At 63.0% G+C, this 22,829-nt stretch carries 19 protein-coding genes; 10 read left to right on the top strand and 9 right to left on the bottom strand.

Annotated elements, in window-relative coordinates; genetic code table 11:
- Together HMPREF0308_RS06930 and HMPREF0308_RS06925 are read left to right on the top strand one after the other, a co-directional pair.
- Nucleotides 1-349 (top strand): enoyl-CoA hydratase/isomerase family protein (locus tag HMPREF0308_RS06930; protein WP_005530069.1); only part of this gene is annotated, 349 nt, incomplete at its 5' end.
- A gap of 21 nt (nt 350-370) precedes the next feature.
- On the top strand, nt 371-1,135 hold the full coding sequence (locus HMPREF0308_RS06925) for an enoyl-CoA hydratase (protein WP_005530068.1): 765 nt from the start codon (nt 371-373) through the stop codon (nt 1,133-1,135).
- A gap of 507 nt (nt 1,136-1,642) precedes the next feature.
- Here the strand turns inward: HMPREF0308_RS06925 and HMPREF0308_RS06920 are convergent.
- The 3 genes from HMPREF0308_RS06920 to HMPREF0308_RS06910 all read right to left on the bottom strand — a co-directional run bounded on the left by HMPREF0308_RS06920 (nt 1,643) and on the right by HMPREF0308_RS06910 (nt 4,625).
- Nucleotides 1,643-2,122, bottom strand: a complete 480-nt coding sequence (locus HMPREF0308_RS06920) for a MarR family transcriptional regulator (RefSeq protein ID WP_005530067.1) — start codon at nt 2,120-2,122, stop codon at nt 1,643-1,645.
- A 3-nt stretch (nt 2,123-2,125) separates the two neighbouring features.
- On the bottom strand, nt 2,126-3,871 hold the full coding sequence (locus tag HMPREF0308_RS06915; RefSeq protein ID WP_005530065.1) for an AMP-binding protein: 1,746 nt from the start codon (nt 3,869-3,871) through the stop codon (nt 2,126-2,128).
- Nucleotides 3,872-4,016: 145 nt separating this feature from the next.
- Complete coding sequence (locus tag HMPREF0308_RS06910) at nt 4,017-4,625, bottom strand: TetR/AcrR family transcriptional regulator (RefSeq protein WP_005530063.1); 609 nt, start codon at nt 4,623-4,625, stop codon at nt 4,017-4,019.
- A gap of 151 nt (nt 4,626-4,776) precedes the next feature.
- Between HMPREF0308_RS06910 and HMPREF0308_RS06905 the strand changes: the two genes are divergently transcribed.
- The 3 genes from HMPREF0308_RS06905 to HMPREF0308_RS06895 are packed head-to-tail and all read left to right on the top strand — an operon-like array spanning nt 4,777 to nt 8,402.
- Nucleotides 4,777-5,985 carry an acyl-CoA dehydrogenase family protein gene (locus HMPREF0308_RS06905; RefSeq protein WP_005530061.1) on the top strand — a complete coding sequence of 403 codons (1,209 nt, stop codon included), beginning with the start codon at nt 4,777-4,779 and terminating at the stop codon, nt 5,983-5,985.
- 9 nt (nt 5,986-5,994) lie between these two features.
- A complete protein-coding gene (locus tag HMPREF0308_RS06900) occupies nt 5,995-6,741 on the top strand; it encodes an SDR family NAD(P)-dependent oxidoreductase (protein WP_005530059.1) in 747 nt (248 codons plus the stop codon).
- A 50-nt stretch (nt 6,742-6,791) separates the two neighbouring features.
- Nucleotides 6,792-8,402: a hypothetical protein gene (locus HMPREF0308_RS06895; RefSeq protein WP_005530057.1), complete on the top strand. Its 1,611-nt coding sequence runs from the start codon at nt 6,792-6,794 to the stop codon at nt 8,400-8,402.
- Between the two features lie 259 nt (nt 8,403-8,661).
- Here the strand turns inward: HMPREF0308_RS06895 and HMPREF0308_RS06890 are convergent, their stop codons facing one another.
- Together HMPREF0308_RS06890 and HMPREF0308_RS06885 are read right to left on the bottom strand one after the other, a co-directional pair.
- On the bottom strand, nt 8,662-9,789 hold the full coding sequence (locus tag HMPREF0308_RS06890) for an acetoin utilization protein AcuC (protein ID WP_005530055.1): 1,128 nt from the start codon (nt 9,787-9,789) through the stop codon (nt 8,662-8,664).
- Between the two features lie 9 nt (nt 9,790-9,798).
- Nucleotides 9,799-12,417 (bottom strand): GNAT family N-acetyltransferase, encoded by a 2,619-nt coding sequence (locus HMPREF0308_RS06885; protein ID WP_034657223.1) that lies wholly within the window; start codon nt 12,415-12,417, stop codon nt 9,799-9,801.
- Between the two features lie 179 nt (nt 12,418-12,596).
- Between HMPREF0308_RS06885 and HMPREF0308_RS06880 the strand changes: the two genes are divergently transcribed.
- Entirely contained in the window at nt 12,597-14,111 is a 1,515-nt protein-coding gene (locus tag HMPREF0308_RS06880) for a CoA-acylating methylmalonate-semialdehyde dehydrogenase (RefSeq protein ID WP_005530051.1), read from the top strand.
- 16 nt (nt 14,112-14,127) lie between these two features.
- On the top strand, nt 14,128-15,006 hold the full coding sequence (gene mmsB, locus HMPREF0308_RS06875) for a 3-hydroxyisobutyrate dehydrogenase (RefSeq protein WP_005530049.1): 879 nt from the start codon (nt 14,128-14,130) through the stop codon (nt 15,004-15,006).
- A 1-nt stretch (nt 15,007) separates the two neighbouring features.
- On the opposite strand, the gene HMPREF0308_RS06870 is transcribed toward mmsB, so the two are convergent.
- A complete protein-coding gene (locus tag HMPREF0308_RS06870; protein ID WP_005530047.1) occupies nt 15,008-15,625 on the bottom strand; it encodes a TetR/AcrR family transcriptional regulator in 618 nt (205 codons plus the stop codon).
- A gap of 60 nt (nt 15,626-15,685) precedes the next feature.
- On the opposite strand from HMPREF0308_RS06870, the gene HMPREF0308_RS06865 reads away from it, so the two are divergent.
- Nucleotides 15,686-17,188, top strand: coding sequence for a GntP family permease (locus HMPREF0308_RS06865; protein WP_005530045.1), 1,503 nt, complete (start codon nt 15,686-15,688; stop codon nt 17,186-17,188).
- A gap of 119 nt (nt 17,189-17,307) precedes the next feature.
- Here the strand turns inward: HMPREF0308_RS06865 and HMPREF0308_RS06860 are convergent, their stop codons facing one another.
- The 3 genes from HMPREF0308_RS06860 to pth are packed head-to-tail and all read right to left on the bottom strand — an operon-like array spanning nt 17,308 to nt 20,595.
- A complete protein-coding gene (locus HMPREF0308_RS06860) occupies nt 17,308-18,951 on the bottom strand; it encodes a peptide chain release factor 3 (protein WP_005530043.1) in 1,644 nt (547 codons plus the stop codon).
- Between the two features lie 60 nt (nt 18,952-19,011).
- Complete coding sequence (locus tag HMPREF0308_RS06855; RefSeq protein WP_005530041.1) at nt 19,012-19,851, bottom strand: SDR family NAD(P)-dependent oxidoreductase; 840 nt, start codon at nt 19,849-19,851, stop codon at nt 19,012-19,014.
- A 39-nt stretch (nt 19,852-19,890) separates the two neighbouring features.
- Nucleotides 19,891-20,595, bottom strand: a complete 705-nt coding sequence (gene pth / locus HMPREF0308_RS06850; protein WP_050765426.1) for an aminoacyl-tRNA hydrolase — start codon at nt 20,593-20,595, stop codon at nt 19,891-19,893.
- Nucleotides 20,596-20,632: 37 nt separating this feature from the next.
- Here pth and HMPREF0308_RS06845 point away from each other — a divergent pair, with 37 nt between their 5' ends.
- Both HMPREF0308_RS06845 and HMPREF0308_RS06840 read left to right on the top strand, forming a co-directional pair.
- Nucleotides 20,633-21,625: a nitronate monooxygenase gene (locus HMPREF0308_RS06845; protein ID WP_005530038.1), complete on the top strand. Its 993-nt coding sequence runs from the start codon at nt 20,633-20,635 to the stop codon at nt 21,623-21,625.
- Between the two features lie 60 nt (nt 21,626-21,685).
- On the top strand, nt 21,686-22,829 hold a 1,144-nt coding region (locus HMPREF0308_RS06840), incomplete at its 3' end, for a glyceraldehyde-3-phosphate dehydrogenase (RefSeq protein WP_034657180.1).

Below are 22,829 nucleotides of genomic sequence, written 5' to 3'. Positions count from 1 at the left end.
GCTCGAGCGACTCGACGCGCTGGCCGCCGAGCACGGCGAGGAGCACTGGGCCGCGAAGGCCGCCAAGCGCATTCGCCGCAACTCGCCGCTGGGCATCCGCGTGACCGAGGAGGGCCTGGAGCGCGCGGCGCATCACAGCCTCGCGGACGTGCTCACGCAGGAATTCTGGATGTCGCTCAATATGCAGCGCCACCCCGAGTTTGCCGAGGGCATCCGCGCCCAAATCATCGACAAGGACCGCACCCCGCACTGGAAGTACGCAACGATCGTGGACGTGCCGAGCGACGTGGGCGCCCTCTTCGCCCCCATCGACGGCATTGCACCGCCGGATTTCACCCAAAACGTTTAACGCACGACAGAAGGAGACACCATGGCCATCCTCACCGAGACCCGCGACCGCGTCGCGCTCATCACGCTCAACCGTCCCGAGGCGCTCAACGCGCTCAACAAGGCCACGATGGAGGAGGTGACCGCCGCCGTCGCTGAGTTCGACGCGGACGAGAACATCGGGGCTATCGTCATCACCGGCTCCGAGAAGGCCTTCGCCGCCGGCGCCGACATCAAGGAGATGGCGCCGCGCGGCGCGACCGAGATGTACTCGACCAACTGGTTCGCGGACTGGGAAAATCTTACTCGTGCGCGTACACCGATCATCGCGGCCGTCAACGGCTATGCGCTCGGCGGTGGCTGCGAGCTGGCCATGATGTGTGACTTCATCATCGCCGGCGACCGCGCCAAGTTCGGCCAGCCCGAGGTCAACCTCGGCGTTACCCCGGGCATGGGCGGCTCCCAGCGTCTCACGCGCGCCGTGGGCAAGGCGAAGTCCATGGACTTGTGCCTCACCGGCCGCATGATGGACGCCGAGGAAGCCGAGCGCTCCGGGCTCGTCTCCCGCGTCATCCCCGCAGGAGAGCTCCTCGACGAGGCGCTGAAGACCGCCGCGACCATCGCGTCCAAGTCGCTTATTGCGACGACTATGATTAAGGAGCAGGTCAACGCCGCCTACGAGACGACCCTCGCACAGGGCCTCCTCTTCGAGCGCCGCACCTTCCACTCCATCTTCTCCTCCAACGACCAAAAGGAAGGTATGGCCGCCTTCACCGAGAAGCGCGACGCCAACTTCACGCACTCCTAAAACACGGCGGATTGTCGCGCCACAACAGCGGAAAGCCCCAGAACCCGCAACGACCCTGAGGCTTTCAGTGAGACTAGCTAGTCAGCCAGTTCCCCCTGCTGCGATAGCATCGCGCAAGTAGTTGGCTGCCAGCGTCCCGAGGGCCTTGGTCGCGATTTCGGTAACAATTGCGGTTAAGGTCTTCTTCTAATTCTTGTCGCCCTTGGGTGGTTCAGACGAAGAAGCGGATATGTGTCCTCTTACCTCCCTCCATCACGTAGGCGGACCCCAACGCCTCAGCGCTGGCGATGGCAGTTGGCCCCCGACCCCCATATGTGGCGGTGTAGACCCTGTGTGAACCCGGTTGACAGCACCGTCAGAAGGGGAGCGCTTGCGCGCTCGCTGCCTAGAATACCGAGAAATTAAACTGCTTTCATTGGCCCTGATGTGACCACAAGGCCTGGTGAGGCAACAAAAATCCCGCCGGTTCATGTGAGGACCGGTGGGATGTTCGTGTGTGTGCCGAGGTTATTCGACGTCGTCGCCGGCGGCGCGTCGGAAGATCGCGGCGGCATCGACAAGCTCGGCGGCGGCGTCCTGGTCGAGGCTGGCGCAGTAGTCGCTGAGGACGGGGCCGGCGGCGCTGGCGAGCGCGATGCCCTGGTCTGTGATGGTGAGCAACGTCGATCGCTTGTCCTTCTCGTCCGTCACGCGGGCAACGAGGCCTTGGCCTTCGAGACGGCGGACGGTGTGGGTGAGAGAGGCTGGCGGCATGTGGAGCCGGGTGCTGATTTTCGACATGGGCAGCGCGCCGGAGCGTGACCACATGAGGAGAGTGAGGAGCTCAAAGTGAGCAAAGCTCACGCCGAACGGCGCGAGCGCGTCCTCCGCGCCCGCGCGCAAGACGTGCGCGGCGCGGGCGGCGGAGGAAATCGCGGTGAGGCCTAAGGCGGCATCGGCAGCATAGTGCTTCTCCCATTGCCGGCGGCCCTCCGCGATGCTGTCCATGAGTTAGCCTTTCAGGTTCGGGAAGTCTGAATCCGCGAACTCGGTCTGTGCCTTGGTCTCGCCGCCGTCGGCGGAGTGGATATCGGTCTCGCGCTTGCGCAGTTCCACACGCCGAATCTTACCGGAGATGGTCTTGGGCAGCTCGTAGAACTCCAGGCGACGAATGCGCTTGTAGGGGGCGAGGCCGTCGCGGCAGTGCTTGAGGATGGCCTCGGCGGTCTCGGCCGTGGGCTCGTAGCCCGGGGCGAGTGCGACGTAAGCCTTGGGCACCGCGAGACGGATAGGATCCGGGGAGGGGACGACAGCGACCTCGGCCACGGCGGCGTGCTCGATGACAACGGACTCGAGCTCGAACGGGGAGAGGCGGTAGTCCGAGGCTTTGAAGACGTCATCGGCACGGCCGATGTAGAAGATGTAGCCGTCCTCGTCGCGCTCGGCCGTGTCGCCGGTGTGGTAGTAACCGTCGCGGAAGACTTCCTCGTTCTTCTCCGGGAAGTTGAAGTAGCCCGGCGTAAGCCCCACGGGGCGCGGGTCGAGCTTGAGGCAGATCTCGCCGGTGTCGCCAATCTCGTCCGTGGCAGGGTCGATGAGGACGACCTCGAAGCCCGGCAGCGGACGCCCCATGGAACCGGCTTTGACCTTCTGGCCCGGGGTGTTGGCGATCTGGAGGGTGGACTCCGTCTGGCCGAAGCCGTCGCGCACGGAGGTCTTCCATGCCTTCTCGATGGCGTTGATGAGTTCCGGGTTGAGCGGCTCGCCGGCGGCGACGAGCTTCTTCGGCGGGGTCTTCATGCGGTTCAGATCGGCGAGGACGAGCATGCGCCACACGGTCGGCGGGGCGCAGAAGCTGGTCACGCCTTCTTCTTCCATCTTGTCCATGAGGGCTGCTGCGTCGAAGCGCGTGTAGTTGTAGAGGAAGACCGTCGCGCCTGCGATCCACGGCGCAAAGAAATTCGACCATGCGTGCTTAGCCCAGCCGGGTGCCGCGACGTTCAAGTGGACGTCGCCCGGCTCGAGGCCGATCCAGTACATGGTGGTGAGATGGCCGACAGGATACGAGGTGTGGGTGTGCTCCACGAGCTTGGCCTTGGACGTCGTGCCGGACGTGAAATAGAGCAGCAGAGTCTCGTCCGCGGCGGTCTCCTGGGTGGGCGTGTAGGTCTCGGAAGCGGAGTAGCTATCGGAATAGCGTAGCGTCGGGTGGCTGGACTGCGCGTCCGGGGCGTCGCCGACCTGGATCATGGTGAACTCACCCGTGACGTCCTGGAACTTGGCGGCATCCTCGCCGTTGGCGATGACCCACGAGATATCGGCGCGATCGGTACGATCCTGAAGGTCAACCGTACCGAGCATCGCGGTGGCGGGATTGAGGACGAAGCCAGCCTTGATGCAAGCAAGCATGGATTCCCACAGCTCGACCTGGTTGTTGAGCATGACCATGACGCGGTCGCCGCGCTTGACGCCCTGCTCTGTGAGCCAATTGGCGAGCTGGCTCGAGCGGGTGGAGAGCTCGGCGAAGGTGCGGCGGGTGGACGTACCGTCCTGCTCGCAGATGACGAGGGCCTCGCGGTCCTTCGACTCGGCCTCGGTGCCCAGGTGATCAAACCAATCGAGGGCGAAGTTGAAGTGCTCGAAGCGCGGCCATTCGAAGTTCGCGCGAGCGGCTTCGTAATCGGTCTGCACGGAAACAAGCTGGTCGCGGGCGGCGCGGAACTGCTCGGTAACGCTGGGGCTGGAAACAGTAGTCATGATGCTCCTCGAGAAGTGTCGGGGGTCCAAGCGGAAGATAATTGTGACCTGCGTCCCAACTCACCATAGTTCGAATTCGAAGTAATGGCTAGGCAATTTTCAAAGTATTTTTGTTTCCGCAGTACAGCGAATAAAAATAGCCGTGTTAGCGCTCGAGGATCCCGTGGAGGACGAGTTGTCCCAACGCGTGATAGGCGGTGGCGGGGGGCAGCGCCTCCGTGTAGGTGCCCTGCTGGATATCGGCCATGGTGCGCTGGATGACCAGCGAGGTAAACGCCACGGATTCGGCGCGAAATTCGCCCGCCGCGACGCCGCGCTCGAGGAGTGTGCGGATGGTCTGTGTCGCGCCGGAGGTGTTGAGGGCGTAGACCTCCTGGGCAACGGGCTCGGTGGCGAGATCGCGCATGAAGGCGGTGCTTGCGGGGGCGAGTGCGCTGGTCATTGCCGTGAAGTAGTCCTCCAGTGCGCGGGCGGCGCTCGTGGCTCGGTTTGCCTCGGGGGCTGTGCGGCGGGTGATCTCTTTGAAGAAGCTTACGAGCACACGGCGAATGATGGCGTCGCGGGTTTTGCCCAAGGCGTAGATAGTGGACTTGGAGCAGCGGTAGCGCTTGGTGGCGTCGTCGATGGTGAAGGACTCGAAACCCTCGGCCAGGAAGTCTGTGAGGAGCGCGGTAAAAATTTCGCGTTGGCGCGCGGTGAGCGGGCGTGCGGCTGCGGGGGACAGCGCTGCGGCGTTCTCGGTCATGGGGCTCATTCCTGTCTGTGTTTCGCGGTTTACCTGCGTTAACTCTAGGTCGGGGAACGCATGGGGGAAAATTTCCGCCCAGAAACCGTGACGTGCACCACGTCATACGGTACGATCTTAAATGTAATCGTACTATCCCTTCGGACCTAGGGAGCATCCCATGCCACCGATTCTTGATTCTTCCCATCCGCTCGGCGCGCACCTCGCCGGCATCAAATACCCGCACGCGGACATCCTGGGCGTCGCGGATCGACTGCCCGAAGACGAGCAATCCAAGCTCGCCACCATCCACGAGTTCCTCCAGACCGAGATTCGCCCCGTGGTGGGCGAGTTCTGGGACCGGGAAGAGCTGCCTTTCGACCTGCTGCCCACGATGGCCGCGCACGGCCTCGGCGAGATCGAGCTCTCCGGCACCTCACGTCTCTACCGCGGCCTCGTCTACGCGGAGGTCACTCGCGCGGACGTGTCGCTCTCGGCGCTCGTGGGCATTCACAACGAGCTCGTGGTCGGGCTCATCGACAAGCTGGGCTCGGACGCACAGAAGAAGGAATGGCTGCCGGGCCTGCGCCAGTTTGAGAAGGTGGGGTGCTTCGCGCTCACTGAACCGGACCACGGCTCTGATATCGCCGGCGGCTTGGCCGCCACCGCGGAAAAGACCGCGGATGGCTGGGTTATCAACGGCGCCAAGCGCTGGATCGGCGCGGGTACTTTCGCGGACTTCTCGATCTGCTTCGCCCGCGACATAGAGGACAACGACATCAAGGCATTTATCGTCGAGCACAACCGCGAGGGCGTGACGACGCAAAAGATTGCCCGCAAGATGGGCCTGCGCATCATGCAGAATGCGGACATCAACTACGACAATGTCGTCATCCCGCACGAGAACCTGATCCCGGGTGCGGAGACCTTCGCCAACGTCAACGACTTCCTCTGCTACTCCCGCGCGTGGGTGGGCTGGCAGGGGGCCGGTATCCAGCTCGGCATTTTCGACAAGGCCCGCGAATACGCCGTCAAGCGCGAGCAGTTCGGCCGCCCCATCGCGAAGTTCCAGCTTGTCCAGGAGCAGCTCGCGCGCATTCTCGGCAATGCAACGGCCTCGCTCGCCATGATGGCGCAGGTCGCCGAGGTCCAGGAAAAGGGCCTGCTCGAGATGCCGTTCGCGGCACTTGCCAAGGCCACGACCACGCGCTTGGCGCGCGAGTCCGCCGCGGCCGGCCGCAATATTGGTGGCGGCAACGGCATCCTCACCGAGTATGACTTGTCCAAGTTCATGTTGGACGCGGAGGTCCTCTTTACCTACGAGGGCACCTACGACATTAACTCGCTCATCGTCGGCCGCGCCGTCACCGGTGTGTCGGCATTCGTCTAAGGAGAAACTATGCAGCTCGAGAACATTTCTGCCATCGTCACCGGCGGCGCGTCCGGCCTTGGCGCCGCGACGGCTCAGGCGCTTATCCAGCGTGGCGTGCGCGTCACGGCCTTTGATCTTCGTGCCCCGGAGTATGACGGCGTGGAGTTCGCCGAGGTCGACGTCACCGACGCCGCCGCCGTCCGCGAGGCCGTTCAGGCCGCCCAGTGTGCCGATGCCCCCTTGCGTCTCGCCATCAACTGTGCCGGCATCTGCCCCTCAGCGCGCATCTTCGGTCGCAAGGGCCCGCACGACCCAGACCTCTTCGTGAAGACCATCAATATCAATTTGATGGGCACGTTCCACGTCATGACTGCGGCGGCCGAGGCCATGGCCACGACCGAGCCGGTTGACGAGGACGGCCAGCGCGGTGTCATCATTAATACCGCCTCCGTCGCCGCGTTTGAGGGGCAGGTAGGCCAGGCCGCGTACGCTGCGTCCAAGGGTGCGGTCCATTCGCTCTCGATTACGGCTGCGCGCGACCTCGCGTCGCAGGGCATCCGCGTCAACGCGATTGCACCCGGCGTCGTGGCGACGCCGATGATGGAGCAGATCACGCCCGAGTTCAAGCAGCAGCTCGAGGCCACCGTGCAGTTCCCCCCACGACTGGCCAAGCCCGAGGAGTTCGCCCAGCTGGCTATCTCCATGGCGGAAAACAACTATCTCAACGGCGAGACCATCCGTTTGGATGGCGCGCTGCGCATGCCGCCGCGCTAGAGCGTCTGGAGAGACTACTTAACCCCAGTTCAGGGCTTAAGATAGGAGACTTGAACCAAGCAAGAATTTTTCTGAACTGGGATGAGGTGGAAAATATGGGACGAATTGAATGGAGCAGATATAGCGGCGAAGATATTGAACATGCGATCGCCATGTTTATCGCATCGGAAGACCAATATGCAGAAAAGATTTCGCCGTCACGAGGTGATGGTGGAATTGATATCCTCGTACGATATCCACGAACCATTGTCTACCAGGTGAAAGGCTTCTCTGGTCCGCTAAAAGCTGGACAGAAGAAACAAATTCTGGATTCCATGAAAACGCTCTCCGCCGACGACCGATGGAGCGAGTTGGATGTTGAAGAATGGCATCTGGTCATGCCGTGGGATCCCACTCCTGAAGCCTTGAAGTGGTTGATTGATCAGGGAAATCAGTTAGGAATGAAGGGCGTCGTATGGGACGGGCTGGCGAGAGGTGAAGCTTGGGCTGCGAAATATCATGAGATTACTGACTACTATTTCAATGGCAGTCGCGAAACGGTGATTGAAATGGCGGACGCGTTCGTGAAACGCGGTCAGTTGCGCAATTTGATTCCGGAGGGTGCTGACAAGGAAATTGTTGACGTTCGCGATAGCCTGTCATCCGTCTTGGATCAGCTCAATAGGCTGGATCCGCACTACACCTATGGAATCTCAACTGGTCCATTTATCACTACGTTTCCCGAAGCCTTCGATATGCTTCCCGCACCACAGGCGCCAGAATTAGTATTTTCGACGTTACACGTTGTTAATGGACAATTAGTTCGCATTAATGTTTTTGCTAAAAATAGTCTTTCAACCGAGCTCCGCCCTATTTCAATCCATTCATTGCTAACGGCGGTACAAGGGTCTCCAGAACATGTAGCAATTCAAAAATCTCTGAGATTCGGTGTACCGCTACACCTCGAGTCGGGGGTAATGGATATCGAAGTTGACGCCCCGGGAGGACTTAGCGGTTCGGCGGCTGAAGGGGCGATAATTCTAACCCCGATCGCAGGCAATCTTGCGAATGCGCCGGAGCTCCGGATTGTTGAGATCGATGAGGGGTTTGATGAGCTCGGTTCGCTAGAACTGGTTCGAGAATATATTGGTACCGGTGTTCCTGATGATGATGGAATTCCCGGGTTTTCCACTAGATTGCGCGATCGTTCGGGAGCGTTTGATATCGAACTTCTGACAGATGTTCGCGATGAACAGACGACTACGACACTTTCAATGAAGTTGCCTCAGGGTTGTTTAGTGGCAGAGTTACGGGCAGTCATTGACTTCTATTTGAAAGTGAAACTTTCGAGAGGTTTGATCGTTGCTCCTCGTTTTGGACCTATCCCAAAGCAGCTTCTGTCGCAGTTGATAATGCTGGAGCCGTCATTTATTGACCATGCAGAGAAAGTGGGCGCTTTCCTCAACGATTTAGCGACTATTCAAGAACATGTTACCTTCGGCGTCCGCGTTCCTTCAGCCGAAGACATTTCCAGAGATTGGATTGAATTGGTTCATCGAATGGCAATACTTCTGAGAGATGGTGCGGTGAGCATGCCAGTTGAATCAGTTCGTACGCATCATGATTCTCGTGAGAAATGGTCCACGGAAGCTACTCCCTTCAATATTGCCTTTTGCAGTTGACATTCCTATATCGGGCGAAACTGCAACATTCAATTGCCAATACATTTTTAACGGTTTGCTTAGCGGAGAAGCGATAGAAACCGAAGATGGATTGGTAGACGAATGGAAAGTGGTCGATCGAGTACTTAAAATTGAGTTGGTGGAGTGAACCAAATACGGTAAACAATCCAACTCAATTTCTCGTTCTCCAAGCGGACGGCCCCCTGGACGATACGGTGCGCCACAGCATCCTCGCCGTGGAGTGGCGGGGTACGGCGGCCTAGCCGTAGGCGGGAAGCCCCCAGTAGGGGAAGACCGCGCGGGAGGTCTGCACGACGGCGGGCTCGGGGCGCGTGGCGAGAACCTGGCGCGGGTCGAACTCTGTAAAGTCCGGGCGTGCGCTCCCGAAGTCACCGAGAGTCGCCGAGCCGTGCCAGCCCTTAGGCATGGGCGCGGCCGGGTCGAGGTCCACGCCAGCGACGGCGGCGGTGACGTGCGTCCAGGCGCGAGCGACGGAGTCGAGGTTGTATCCGCCGCCGCCGAGAGCGACCCACTTTCCGTTGGCGTATTGGTCGGCCCACGCCGCAACGGAGCGGTAGGCATGCGCCATGGCGTCGATGCTCACCTCGAGGTCGGCGAGCGGGTCAGCCGCGTGGGGATCGGCGCCATGCTGAGAGATAAGCAGCTGCGGGCGGAAGCGGCTGAGGAGTGCGGGGATGAGGGCGTGGACGGCGTGGAGCCAGGCGGCATCGGAAGGCGAGCGGGGTAAGGCGATATTGACGGCGGTGCCTTCGGCGCCGGGCCCGCCGATGTCGTGCGCGAAGCCGCTGTGGGGGAAGAGGTAGAGGCCGGACTCGTGGACGGAGATAGTGAGCACGCGGGGATCGTCCCAGAAGATGCGCTCGACGCCGTCGCCGTGGTGGGCGTCGAGGTCGAGGTAGGCGACGCGGGTGGCGCCCTGGTCGAGGAGCCACTGGATGGCGACGGCGGCGTCGTTGTACATGCAAAAACCGGACATGGAATCCGCGAACGCGTGGTGAAGTCCGCCGGCGAGGTTGAGCGCGCGCGGGGCGCGGCCCTCCCACACGGCCTGGGTAGCCTGGAGTGAGGCGCCGGCGATCCTCGCGGCGACGGTGGACAGACCGTGGCTGATGGGATTGTCCTCCGTGCCGAGGCCAAAGCGGCGGGCAGGGACTTCGAGGCGCGTGGCGGTGATGTAGTCCGGGGAGTGGACGGCTGTGAGCTCGGCGGTCGTGGCGGCGGCGGGCTCGACGACCTCGAATTCCTCGGTGAGGTGGAAGTAGTCCGCGAGCTCGTGGGCCAGCCGCACGCGGTCCGGGCCCATGGGATGGTCAGGGCCGAGGGAGTAGCGGCGCATTTCCTCGGCGTTGAAGAGCAATGGCTTCACGGCGGTCTCCTAGCGCAGCGCCCGGGCGAGCGGGTCGCGTTGTTCGTCGAGGGGAGCCACGCGCAGGCGCGCACCGACGACAGCTGTGCCGTCGAGGCCCGCGATGACGGGCGTGAGCTCGCAGTCGACAACTTGGACGAGCTCGTCTTTGAGAGCGGTCAGGCGCATGAGGACGTCTTCGACGCCGTGGAGCTGCGGGGCCTTCGCGCCCTGGTAGCCGGCAAGGAGCGGGGCGGCGCGCAGCTCGCTGAGCATGGTGAGCGCGTCGGTGCGGCGCAGGGGCGGGACGCGCCACGACACGTCGCCAAGGAGATCTGTAGGTAGGCCCGCGATGCCGGCGGAGACCATGGGGCCGAGGACGGGATCCTCGATGGCGCGCATGGTGAGTGAGGCACCGGCGGGCACGGTGCGTTGGATGGCGGGGGCGAGGACGCCGGGATCCTCGCCGAGGTGGAGGTCGCGGGTGAGTTGGGTAAGCGTGGCCCAGGCGCGGGTGAGGGCCTCGGGGGTGTGGATGTGGCGCAGGACGGTGGGCAGCTCGGAGCGGCCGCGCACGATGGGGGAGGTGCACTTGAGGACGACGTCCCAGCCGTGGGATTCCGCGGCATGGAGGGCTTCACCCAAGGTGGGCGCCGGCGTCCACGGCACGATGTCGATGCCGAAGGCGGCGAGGATGGCCATGCATTCCTCGTCCGTGGCCCAGCGGCCAGTGGGGGAGTCACGGAGGATATCGGCGATGATCGCGCGGGTGCCGTGGGTGTCGCCGGGTTCTGCCAGTTGGTCCTCGGGCGTGGGGCGGGCGAGCGTGCGGCGCTTCTCGTTGTGGAGGATAGTGGCGAGTGCTTCGAGCGCGTCCGCGTACGTGGCGAAGACAGGCAGCTGGCCTTGGGTTTCCTCGTCGGTGTGGTCCTCGGACGGGAGGTCGAAGCCCACGAAGGAGGCGATGAGCGGGGTGGCGTGTTCGAGGGCGGGCCCGGCGGCGAGCTCGGTGAGCTGCGCGCGGGCATCCTTGGTGATGAACTCGCCGATTTCCACGACGGCGGTGAGCACCGCATCGACAGCGGGGTCCGCGAGAGCCTGTGCCACGGCGTCGCGGATGCTGGCGACGGGCTCGCCCATGACGGTGGTGCCGCGGACGCGCAGGCCGAAGCGACCGGCGGCGCCTTCCATCTGGCGGGTGAGCCCCGCCGAATTGGAGATGACCGCGACGCGCGGGCCCTGGGGGACGGGCTGGCGGGCAAGCAGCTGTGCGATGTCGTACATGGCGTCGCGCCGGGTGACGACCATGGCGCCGGTCTGCTCGATGACCTCGTCGAGGGCCGCGATGGGCGCGGCGGGCTGGGTGACGGCGACGTCGTCTGGGGCTGCAGTATAGCGTGCCGAGTGGAGCGCACGCGACGGCAGGAAGACCACGACGTGCTTTTCTAGGGCGAGGCGACGCAGCACGCGGAAGAATTTGCGGGGGTTACCCACCGTGTCGAGGGAGAGCAGACAGACCTGCGTGCGCTCGTCGTCGCTCCAGAACTGAATGACGTCGTTGCCCGTGACATCCGCGAAGGAGCCGGCCGCGATGAAGGTGGATAGGCCGACTCCGCGGGCGAGCGCGTGGGAAAGCGTGAGCGTCGCGACGCCCGCGGACTGGGTAAAGAGACCAGTGCGGCCCGCCCGCGGCATCGGCGCGGGTGTCGTGTTGAGCCGCACGTCTGGATCCGTGTTGATGATGCCCAACGAGGCTGGGCCCAGGGCGCGCAGCCCATGGTCGCGGGCGGCGAGAACGACGGCGCGGGAGGCCTCTCCCGCGAGGCCTGGGTTTTGGCTGCGGGAGACGAGCACGACGCCGGCCGCATGGACCGCGGAGGCCGCGTCCATGAGCGGGCCCGGGTCGGTGCCGGTCGGGGCGACAACGAGGCCGCCGGGGGTGGCGGCGTCGGGGGAGGGGGCATCGGAAAGTTGGGCGAGGGAGCTGGTCGGGCCGTGGAAGGTGGCGGGGGCGTCGCCGACGGTAGCCACGTGGGTGGGATTGAGGAGACGGCGGATGGAGCTGGACTCGGCGCGCAGCTCGCGGCGCTCCATGACCTCGCGGGAGGTGGCGTTGGGTTCAATCCGGAAGTCCACGCTGATGTAGCCGTCCGCGAGCTCCGGCTTGGCGGAGTAGCCCGCGCGGATGAAGACCTGCGCCATCTGGCGGTTTTGGGTGAGCATCTCCGCGAAGAAGCGTTCGACGCCGCCCTCGCGGCCGATTTCGGCGAGGTGCTCGAGCAGGATATTGCCCACGCCCTTGCCGTGGTGGGAGTCCTGAACAAGGAAGGACACGTCGCCCACGCGGGCGGGCAGGAGCGACTCGACAATCCCGTAGCCAGCCACGGCCACGATGTCCCCGCGCTCCTCGACGACGAGGGTGACCTTGTCATAGCCGCGCGTGTCGAGCCAGCGGTCCAGGTCCTCATTGGTGAGCTCGGGGTGGGTTCCGAAAAAGCGCAGATACTTGGAGTGATCGGAGACGCGACCAAAGAACTCCACGAGGCCCGCGCGGTCCGTATCCCGGACGGCGCGCAGCGTCGCGATGGAACCGTCGTTGAGGATGACATCCGCGTCCCAGGCTGTATACCTGCTGTTTTCGGGCTTCATGCCGTCCCACTCTAGCCAGTGAATGGCGTTCACCCCAGGGGTTTGGGCGAAATCCCATGACACTGGGGTCACTCCAGGGGTAAACAGTGGTTCAGTTCTCGCGAAAGATAGTTTTGTGACGTGTGTCTCGTTAGGGTGAAAGGCAACGAAACCCCAATCTGGATGCAAAGGAGTCCGCTATGTACACCATTCACCACTACGTCAACGGTGAGGCCTGGGAGGGCACGACCGGCAACACGCAGCCGGTCCTCAACCCGTCCACCGGTCAGGAGCAGGCCGCAGTGGCGCTGGCTGACACGGCGGACGTCGACCACGTCGTCGCAGAAGCGGAGAAGGCCCAGCCGAAGTGGGCGGCGATGAACCCGCAGAAGCGCGTTCGCGTCATCATGGAGTGGATTCGCCTCATCCACGCCAACATGGATGAGCTGGCGCGCACGCTCTCCCTGCAGCACGGCAAGACCTTCGAGGATGCCAAGGGCGACGTCCTGCGCGGCGTCGATGTCCTCGAGTTTGCGCTCGGCGCGCCGCACCAGCTCAAGGGCGAGTACTCCACCGAGGTCGGCACCGGCATCGACACCTACTCCCTGCGTCAGCCGCTCGGCGTCGTCGCGGGTATTACGCCGTTTAACTTCCCCGCCATGATCCCGCTGTGGAAGGCTGGCCCGGCGCTCGCCTCCGGCAACGCGTTTGTCCTCAAGCCCTCCGAGCGCGACCCGGAGGTTCCGGTCCGCCTCGCCGAGCTCTTTATCGAGGCCGGCGGCCCGGCCGGTGTCTTCAACGTTGTCCACGGCGGCAAGGAAGCCGTCGACACGCTGCTCGACAACCCGACCATCAAGGCCGTGGGCTTCGTGGGTTCCACCCCGATTGCGAACTACATCTACGAACGTTGCGCGGCCAACGGCAAGCGCGCCCAGTGCTTCGGCGGCGCGAAGAACCACGCCATCGTTCTACCGGACGCGGACATCGAGGCCACCGCGGATGCCTTGGCCGGTGCCGCCTTCGGCGCGGCCGGCGAGCGCTGCATGGCGCTGTCCGTTGTCGTTCCCGTGGGCAAGGAGACCGCGGATAAGCTCCGCGAGGCGCTCATCCGCAAGATCCCGGACCTCAAGGTCGGCCACTGCCTTGACCCGGAGGCGGACTACGGCCCGCTCGTCACCGCGGACGCCCGTGACCGCGTCAATCGCCTCATCGGCGAGGGCGTCGAGGCTGGCGCTGACCTCGTCGTCGATGGCCGTGACATCGACATGTCCGGCAAAGAATTCGAGGGCGAGTCCCTCGCGGGCGGCTTCTACTGCGGCCCCTCCTTCTTCGACAACGTCACCGCAGACATGTCCATCTACACCGAGGAAATTTTCGGCCCGGTCCTCTCCATGGTCCGCGCGGAGACCCTCGAGGAAGCCATCTCCTACCCGAACGACCACATGTACGGCAACGGCGTGGCCATCTTCACCCAGAACGGCGGCGCGGCCCGCGACTTCGTCAAGAACATCAACGTCGGCATGGTGGGCGTCAACGTCCCTATCCCGGTCCCCATCGCTTACCACACCTTCGGTGGCTGGAAGGCCTCCGGCTTCGGCGACCTCAACCAGCACGGCCCGGACGCTTTCCGCTTCTACACCAAGACCAAGACCGTCACCTCCCGCTGGCCGGATGACCAGAACGCCGGCCCGCAGTTCACCATGCCGGTCATGTAAGAAAGGACTGATTTCAATGACCACCATCGCATTCATCGGCCTGGGCAACATGGGCGGCGGCATGGCCGCCAACCTGGTCAAGGCAGGCCACACGGTCCACGGCTTCGACGTCGTGGAGGAGGCCCGCGAGCGCGCCAAGGACAACGGCGTGGAGATCATCGCTTCGGCTGAGGAGGCCGCCCAAGGCGCTGACATCGTCATCACCAGCCTGCCTAACGGCGGCCTGGTCAAGCAGGTCCTCGAGCCCATCATCGCGGCCGAGGACACCGCCCCGCTCTTCGTCGATGTCTCCACCATCGCCGTTTCCGAAGCCCGCGAGCTTGCCGATGCCGTCTCCGCCGTCGGCTCCCGCTTCCTCGACGCCCCAGTCTCCGGCGGCATGGCCGGCGCCGCCAACGGCACCTTGGCCTTTATGGTCGGCGGCGAGAAGGAGGACTTCGACAAGGTCAAGCCGGTACTTGAGGTCATGGGCAAGTCTGTGACGCACTGCGGCCAGACCGGCAACGGCCAGGCCGTGAAGGCCTGCAACAACATGATTCTGGCCATCCAGCAGATTGCCCTGTCCGAGGCCCTCGTCCTCGGCGAGCGCCTCGGCCTCGACCACCAGGCCTTCTACGACGTGGTCTCCAACGCGACGGGTAGCTCCTGGTCGCTCACCGTTAACGCGCCGGTGCCAGACATCGTGCCGGGCTCGCCGGGCGACAACGACTTCAAGCCGGGCTTCGCCGCAGCACTCATGCTCAAGGATCTGAAGCTCGCCATGGCCGCGGCGGATGAGACGAAGACCGATACCGTCCTGGGCAAGATTGCCACCCAGCAGTACGCCAAGCTCGTGGACGAGGGGCACGGCGGCCTCGACTTCGGCGCGATTATCAACGACGTGCGCGCGAAGTAGTTCATGCTCGCCGGTGCGTGCAGCGTTCCGGCGAGTGCCCGTCCAGCATCTCCTGGAGGACGGGCGCGTAGTACTCGATGAGCGTGTCCGTGTGGAAGGCCTCGAATTCCGTATCCCCGAAGCGGCGCATGAAGCTCAAACCCATGAGCAGTGCCACCGCCGACTGCGCCCGCAGCTCCGGCGAGGGACTCGGGTGCGGGGCCTCGTCCCGGATGCGCTGGGCGAGTACTTGCAGCAGGTCTGACTTGATGCGCTTGCCAATCGCGTTGAGGCTCTCCGGCGCACCCGCGGCCACGGAGATGGTCCGCGCCATCGAGTAGGGCGCATTGTGCGGGGCCGTGAGCGTTTCGATGACCGCGGTCCGCCCGAGCTCGCCAAACGGTCCGGCAAACAGCGCGGCTGAAGAAGCCGTGAAATCCACGGTGGCCTCGAAGAGGCTGTCCTTGTTACCAAAGTGCTTGACCACGAGCGCCACGGACACGCCCGCGGCCTCCGCGATGTCTTTGAGCGAGACCTGCGCGAACGTGTGCTCGCTAAAGAGCACGCGCGAGCATTCCAAAATCCGCTCCCGCGCGCTCGGCTTTACCTCGTTCGGCTCCTGTGCCGGGCCTGTATCCATGTCGCTTATCGTAGCGCCCGCCCCGCGGGCGCACGATGCTTTTCTAGGAAGGTTCTTTCGATGGTCATCTCGCTCATAGGCGTGGTCCTCTCACTCATATTCCTTGTCGTCTTCGCTTATCGCGGCCACTCCGTGGTCGTCGTCGGCCCCGCCGCCGCGCTCATTGCGGTGCTCTTTGCCCGCGAACCGGTCATGGGCACGTACACCCAGATCTTCATGCCGACGCTCGCTGGGTTCATCGGGAAGTATTTCCCGCTCTTCCTCTTCGGCGCGATCTTTGGCTACCTCATGACCTCGACAGGCCTGGCACGCTACCTCGCCCGCGGTATCACCGCGCTCTTCGGGCCGAAACGCGCGATGCTCTCCACCGTTATCGCCACCGCGCTGCTTACCTACGGCGGCGTCTCCGCGTGGGTCGTGGCCTTTACCATCGTGCCGATTGCGACCGCGCTCTTTAAAGAAACCGGCATCCCCAAGCGGCTTATGCCCGGCGCCATCGCGCTGGGCACCATCACCTTCGCGCTCGCCGCGTTGCCGGGCTCCCCACAGATCCACAACGCCATTCCGACGAGCTACTTCGGCACGAATACGTACGCCGCGCCGGTGTTCGGCATCCTCTCGGCCCTCCTCATGCTGGTGGCTGGAATGGCCTGGCTCGAGTTCCGCATCAAGCAACTCCAGCGCGGCGGCGAGCGCTTCGAGCCCATCGACGCAAAGGGCAACGTCATCCCAACACCCGAGGGCATCGGCGATACTGGCGACGAAGCCTCCGTTGACATCGGCGGCGAGTCCTTCGACACCAATTCCGGCGGTCATCTGACCACCCACGCGCCACTGGGTATCAAGGAACCGTCCGTCAAGGTCCAAGGCATGTTGGGTCTGCTGCCCATTCTCGTGGTCATCGTGGTGAACTTCGCGATTGTCTACTTCTTCTCCAAGTCCTGGACCGCTGACTACCTTGCCCGAGAAAAATACGGCGAGACCTCTCTCACAGCGCTGCTCGGCATCTGGTCGCCGACCATCGCCCTGGCGCTCGCCGTCGTGGTCATCATCGCGATGTTCCCCTCGCGCGTGAGCACCTCGCTTAAGGAGCTATCCGAAGGCGCGAAGAACGCCATCCTCCCGTGTTTTACCACCGCGTCTGAGGTGGGCTACGGTGCCGTCATCGCGGCGCTGGCCGTCTTTGCCGTCATCAAGAACAACATGCTCGCCATCGCGGATAACGCGCTCGTGGTCTCCACCGTGTCCACCGGGGTCATCTCCGGCATCACCGGCTCGTCTTCCGGCGGTCTGTCCATCACGATGGAAACCCTCGGCGAACAGCTCGCGCAACTGGCCACGGAGCAGGGGATCAGCCTCGAGCTTATGCACCGCGTGACAGCCATGGCCTCCGTGAGCTTCGACTCGCTGCCGCACAACGGTGCGGTGCTCACCATGCTCATGGTCTGCGGCATGACCCATCGCCTGTCCTACAAGGACGCGGCCGTCGTGACCATCATCATCCCGCTCGCGACGTTGGCCATCATGCTGGGACTCAACATCGTGATTCCCGGCTTGTCCTAAAAGATGCTCGCTGGGTAACGAGCGCGGTGGGTTATTGACACTTCAGGCCGGGGAAGCCCCAATCCATGCGACTTTGTGGGGCTTCCTCGGCCTGAAACGAAAATCTTCTGCGCCGCAGGTTAGTCCGCGACGAGCGGTTCAATTGTCAGCTCCGGGTGCTCCTTCTCCACGAAGGCGAGCTTCCACTTGTCGCCGAAGAGAGCGATGAGCTCGCCGTCAGTGCGGGTGAAAATTTCCACGCCACGCTGGCGGCCGAGCTCCGGCGCGGACTCGGCGTCGGTGCGGCGGGCGACGGAGTAGGGGATGGGCTCGGTGACCGTCTCCACGTTGTACTCGACCTCCATGCGGGCCTGCATGACCTCGAACTGCATGGGACCCACCGCAGCCATGACAGGCGCGGCGTCGCCACGGGTTTCGTTGCGCAGGATCTGGACGACGCCCTCGGCCGCCAGCTGGTCGAGTCCCTTACGGAACGCCTTGTAATCGCCCAAAGACTTCGCGCGCAAAATGCGGAAGGCCTCCGGGGCGAACTGCGGCATCGGCTTGAACTGAACCTTCTTGCCGGCGTAGATGGTATCGCCAGGCGCCAAGGAACCAGCGTTGACCAAGCCAACAATGTCGCCAGGGAAGGCACTGTCCACTGTGTCGCGGGCGCGTCCGAAGACGGTCAGCGCGTACTTCGTGGAGAAGCTGCGGCCCGACTGGGCGTGGCTGACCTGCATGCCACGCTCGAACTCACCGGAGACCACGCGCATAAACGCGAGGTTATCGCGGTGCTTGCGGTCCATGCCTGCCTGCACCTTGAAGATGACACCTGAGAAGTCATCGGTGATCTCACGCGTCTCGTCGATTGCCGCCGCGCCGCCAGAGCCGGCTGCCTCGATGGCCTTCGGATCGGAATCGCGCGAACGCGGCGCTGGGGCGATGGCGCACAGAGTGTCCAGAATCTGGTGCACGCCAAAATTGAGCATCGCGGATGCGAAGATGAGCGGGGAAGTGACGCACTGCTCGAAGAGCTCTTGATCGTGCAGGGCGCCGTCGGCAGCCAGGAGCTCTGCCTCCTCGACAGCGGTCTCCCAGTTAGCGCCCTCGCGTTCAAGCGCTGCTTCTGGGTCGTAGTACTCCTCCGGCGCGATGGTGGAACCACCAGCAGTACGGATGAAGTGGATGTAGTTATCCGCCTCGCCGTCCTCATTGATGTGCGCCAAGCCGCGGAAGTCGCCAGCGATGCCTACCGGCCAGTACAGGGGAGTCGGCTGCAGCTGAATCTCGTTGACGATTTCATCGACCAGCTCCAGCGGCTCGCGGCCCACGCGGTCCCACTTGTTGATAACCGTAATGATCGGCAATCCGCGGGCCTTGCACACGCGGAAGAGCTTGAGGGTTTGGGGCTCGAGGCCCTTGGCGGCGTCGATAAGCATGACCGCGGCATCCACGGCCGTGAGAACGCGGTAGGTATCCTCCGAGAAATCCGCGTGACCTGGGGTGTCAACGAGGTTGATCATGAAGGGCTCGCCCTCATGGTTCTCCGGCGCGTACTCAAACTGCAGCGCGGAGGAAGCTACCGAAATACCGCGGTCCTTTTCCATCTCCATCCAATCGGAGACAGTGGCCTTGCGGTTGCCCTTGCCGTGCACCGCACCGGCTTCATTAATAATGTGCGCGTGTAGCGCCAACGCCTCAGTCAATGTGGACTTACCGGCGTCCGGGTGGGCGATGACGGCAAACGTGCGGCGGCGGGTGGCTTCGGAGGCAATACTCATGCGGGCTAGTTTAGCTGCCCTTTGCGTCGGCCCCTGAATTGCGCCACCACAGACGCACGGCTAGTCCCAACTAACACCCAACTGCTCGCCCAAATCATCGAAGATGCGGCGGGCCACGGCCGGCTTCTTAGCCATCGGGCGCCGCAGACCCAGCTTGCGTTTGCTGTTGTAGTACTCGCCGGACTCGAAGTGAATCCCCGGCGTGCCGGTGAGGAAATACGCTAGATTGTCGCCGCCTTCCTCCGCTCTACCAAAGCTCTTGGACAGTGCGCCGGAATAGAACTTCCGAGTCCGGCTATGAGAAGTGCGCGCAAAATTGGTGGCTAGGACACCGGGGTGGAAGGCCACGGAGGTCATGTCGTGGTTGTGCAAGTAGCTGGTGAGCAGGATGTCCCCCAACTTCGCGTTGCCGTAGGCACGCTCGGCGGTGAATTTCTGGAAGGTATTTGGGTCACCTGGGTCGAAGGCAGACATCAAGAGATTAGCCACGGATGCAGTCTGCACGATGGTGGCGTCGGTCTTGCGGAGCTTGTCCCGCAGCAGTGAGGTCAACAAAAATGGAGCCACGACGTTGACCTGCCACGTGCGTTCGAAACCATCGGCGGTGGTGAAGGGGCCGTCAAAAATGCCCCCGGCGTTGTTACCCAGTGCGTGAATTTCCTCAAGTTCGCCGAGTTCGTCCGCCAAGCGCCGCACCTGCCCGAGGGATTCAAAATCCGCTACGTGGTAGCTCGCGCCCACGCTTTCGGCTACCGCGCGAGTTTTGTCCGGATTACGCCCCACCAGCACCAATGTGTCTTGTGGGCGCTTCGCACGCAGGGTGCGCGCGGCTGCGGCACCGATGCCATCGGAAGCGCCAGTAATGACTATGGTCTGCGGTTCGTGTGGGGCGTGGCTCATGAAAATTTAGTTTAGGCGTAAACAGGTCCGCGTGGTGGGTTACTTGCGGGAATGAATCTCATTCTGTGCGCTTTGGATCCCAGAACTTACGATGAGGCGCACGGCGTCGGCAGCCGTCTCGATCGCGGCGTCGAAACCTGCGTCCGCGTCGATCGGACCCAAAACGTAATCAGGAATCGAAGAACCCTTGGGCGGGCGGCCAATGCCGATGCGCACACGAGGATAGTCGCGAGTACCCAGCCGCTCCGTCAGCGATTTCAGCCCGTTGTGGCCGTTTTCATTACCTCCAACCTTGATTCGAATCTTGTTCGGCGGCAGATCCAGCTCGTCATGGATAACGAGGACCCGCTCAGCCGGAATGCCCAACTGCTGCGCCAAGGGAGCAATAGGATCGCCGGACAAGTTCATAAACGTCGCCGAGCGCACCACAAGAACCGGCGTGTCTGCAACATTCAACGGTGCGGCGGTGAGGGAGTGGCCGGCCACCGGCTGCAAGAGTTCCCCGGATTCCGCCAGCAAATCGTCGACGGCCATGTATCCCACGTTATGGCGGGTGGCTGCGTACTTGGCGCCCGGATTGCCTAAGCCCACCACGAGCCATTCGGCGTCGAGGTCTGCAGCCTCGAGAGCCGCCATTGACGACGCCCCCGTTTCCTTAACGGAGGACCCGAAAAGCCGCGACACGAGCCGCGCGAAGAAGCTGCCCGCGGAAGAGTCAGCAGAAGATGAAGCAGAAGCAGTCATATGCCCTCACAATTGGTCGAGATCTAAGGTGGACGCTATGAGCGCCATTCTAAAAAGCCTAAAAATCAGAGTACTTCCCGCCCCCATGGCGGGTGGCCCCACCACGCCTGACAGCGTCATTGCTGCAGAGCACAACGGCTCCTTTGGTGCGTTGGCGCTGGGGACGGCGTCGTTAAGCGCTGCTCAAGAGCAGATCGAGGCGTGCCGGGGACACCGCTTCGGCGTTAACCTTTTTCACGCGCAGGAACCGCTAAGCCCAGCCAATATGGAGGCGGTGAGTGCTATGGCACAGGAGCTGGGCGTTTCGGTGCTGGAGGCGGACCTGGAATTCGGCTGGACGGAGAAACTGAACATGGCGCTCGACGCGGGCGCTGCGGTGCTGTGGTCGATGTTCGGGACGTTTACGGAGGAGGAAATCACGTGCATTCACGCCGCTGGGGCAGAGGCGTGGACCACGGTGACCACCCCGGCCGAGGCAGTGGAGGCGGCGCGCCGCGGCGTCGACGCGTTGTGCGTGCAGGGCCCCGAGGCAGGCGGCCATCGCGGCGTGTGGGATGCGGAGGCAGAACCTGATTGGCGGCCGCTGGAGGAGCTCGTGTTCGCTGTGCACGCCGCGCTTGGCGACGCCCCCATTCCTCTCATCGCCGCCGGTGGCATGCGCAGCTCCGCGGATGTCGAACGAGCGTTGGCCTGGCCGGGGGTGGTTGCGGTGAGCTGTGGCTCGGCCTTCCTTTTGGCGTCGGAAGCGGGCACTTCGCCGGTTAACCGTAAGCTTCTTGCGCGTGGCGGGAGGAGCGTTTCTACGCGTGCCTTTTCCGGGCGTTATGCGCGTGGATTGGAAACGGAATTTACACGAAGCAACCCGCAGCTTTCTCCGCTTTACCCCTATCTCAATTCGATGTTGAAGCCGCGGCGTGCCCAAAAGGACCCGGCGGTGGGCTATTGCCTCGTGGGAGAAGAGGTTGAGAAAATCAACGGGGGTAGTGTGGCGGAGATCCTGCACCATCTATGCCCAAACGGGCACTCATAACAGTTAATATTTACGGTTGAATGTTGGTTTACCCCCATGACGAGTAAAGGAAAAGAACACGTGACTGCGAACGCACAGGTTGGACACGCTGACTGGAACGAACGTCTCGAGCTTGCTCAGGAGATGATTCCGCTCATCCACCAACTGCACCGCACCAACAATGTCGTGACCACCATCTACGGTCGCGTCTTGAGTGGCGTGACGGACATCGACATCATGAAGGCTCACCGCTACGCTCGCCGTATCGCGAACCGCGAATTGTCTACCGCAGAGACCCTTCCCATCCTGAAGGAACTGTGCGACATGAACCTCGGCACTGCCTCCATCGACTTGGGCCGCCTGGCATCTGGCTACGCTGAGTCCAACTCCACCAGCCTGCGCAACTACCTCGAGCAGGAGCTCGTTGACCTGGTTGGCGCTGCTGTGGACAAGGAGTGCACCGACGTTGTGCTTTATGGCTTCGGCCGCATCGGCCGTCTGCTGGCCCGCATCCTGATCGCTCGTGAGGCTGCTTACGGTGGCGTTCGCCTGCGCGCAATTGTGGTCCGCAAGAAGGGCGACGGCGACATCTTCAAGCGCGCCTCTCTGCTGCGCCGTGACTCCGTCCACGGTGCTTTCAACGGCACCATCGGTGTGGACGAAGAGAACGAGGTCATCTGGGCAAACGGCACCAAGATTCAGATGATCTACGCCAACGACCCAACCGACATCGATTACACCTCCTACGGCATCGACAACGCCGTCCTCGTGGACAACACTGGTGTATGGCGCGACCGCAAGGGCCTGGAGCAGCACCTGGAATCCAAGGGTATCTCCCGCGTCCTGCTGACCGCACCGGGCAAGGGTGACCTGAAGAACATCGTCTACGGCATCAACCACGACACCATCGAGGACTCCGACAAGATCATCTCGGCTGCATCCTGCACCACCAACGGCATCACCCCTGTTCTCAAGGTCATCAACGACCGTTACGGCGTTGTCCACGGTCATGTGGAGACCGCGCACTCTTTCACCAACGACCAGAACCTGATCGATAACTTCCACAAGGGCGATCGCCGCGGCCGCGCAGCTGGCCTCAACATGGTTCTGACGGAGACCGGCGCTGCAAAGGCCGTGTCCAAGGCCGTTCCGGAGTTCGAGGGCAAGCTGACTGGTAACGCTATTCGCGTTCCTACCCCGGACGTGTCCATGGCTGTGCTGAACC

The sequence above is a fragment of the Corynebacterium striatum ATCC 6940 genome, assembly GCF_000159135.1.
Lineage (GTDB): Bacteria > Actinomycetota > Actinomycetes > Mycobacteriales > Mycobacteriaceae > Corynebacterium > Corynebacterium striatum.
The sequence above is the reverse complement of the archived record's forward strand: the minus strand, read 5'-3'. Positions and strand labels throughout refer to the sequence as shown.

Coding starts and splice junctions, on each gene's coding strand:
- HMPREF0308_RS06845 (WP_005530038.1), top strand. CDS start 20,633: ATGAGCGCCATTCTAAAAAGCCTAAAAATCAGAGTACTTCCCGCCCCC.
- HMPREF0308_RS06885 (WP_034657223.1), bottom strand. CDS start 12,417: ATGAAGCCCGAAAACAGCAGGTATACAGCCTGGGACGCGGATGTCATC.
- HMPREF0308_RS06880 (WP_005530051.1), top strand. CDS start 12,597: ATGTACACCATTCACCACTACGTCAACGGTGAGGCCTGGGAGGGCACG.
- mmsB (WP_005530049.1), top strand. CDS start 14,128: ATGACCACCATCGCATTCATCGGCCTGGGCAACATGGGCGGCGGCATG.
- HMPREF0308_RS06920 (WP_005530067.1), bottom strand. CDS start 2,122: ATGGACAGCATCGCGGAGGGCCGCCGGCAATGGGAGAAGCACTATGCT.
- pth (WP_050765426.1), bottom strand. CDS start 20,595: ATGACTGCTTCTGCTTCATCTTCTGCTGACTCTTCCGCGGGCAGCTTC.
- HMPREF0308_RS06865 (WP_005530045.1), top strand. CDS start 15,686: ATGGTCATCTCGCTCATAGGCGTGGTCCTCTCACTCATATTCCTTGTC.
- HMPREF0308_RS06905 (WP_005530061.1), top strand. CDS start 4,777: ATGCCACCGATTCTTGATTCTTCCCATCCGCTCGGCGCGCACCTCGCC.
- HMPREF0308_RS06900 (WP_005530059.1), top strand. CDS start 5,995: ATGCAGCTCGAGAACATTTCTGCCATCGTCACCGGCGGCGCGTCCGGC.
- HMPREF0308_RS06915 (WP_005530065.1), bottom strand. CDS start 3,871: ATGACTACTGTTTCCAGCCCCAGCGTTACCGAGCAGTTCCGCGCCGCC.
- HMPREF0308_RS06860 (WP_005530043.1), bottom strand. CDS start 18,951: ATGAGTATTGCCTCCGAAGCCACCCGCCGCCGCACGTTTGCCGTCATC.
- HMPREF0308_RS06855 (WP_005530041.1), bottom strand. CDS start 19,851: ATGAGCCACGCCCCACACGAACCGCAGACCATAGTCATTACTGGCGCT.
- HMPREF0308_RS06910 (WP_005530063.1), bottom strand. CDS start 4,625: ATGAGCCCCATGACCGAGAACGCCGCAGCGCTGTCCCCCGCAGCCGCA.
- HMPREF0308_RS06870 (WP_005530047.1), bottom strand. CDS start 15,625: ATGGATACAGGCCCGGCACAGGAGCCGAACGAGGTAAAGCCGAGCGCG.
- HMPREF0308_RS06925 (WP_005530068.1), top strand. CDS start 371: ATGGCCATCCTCACCGAGACCCGCGACCGCGTCGCGCTCATCACGCTC.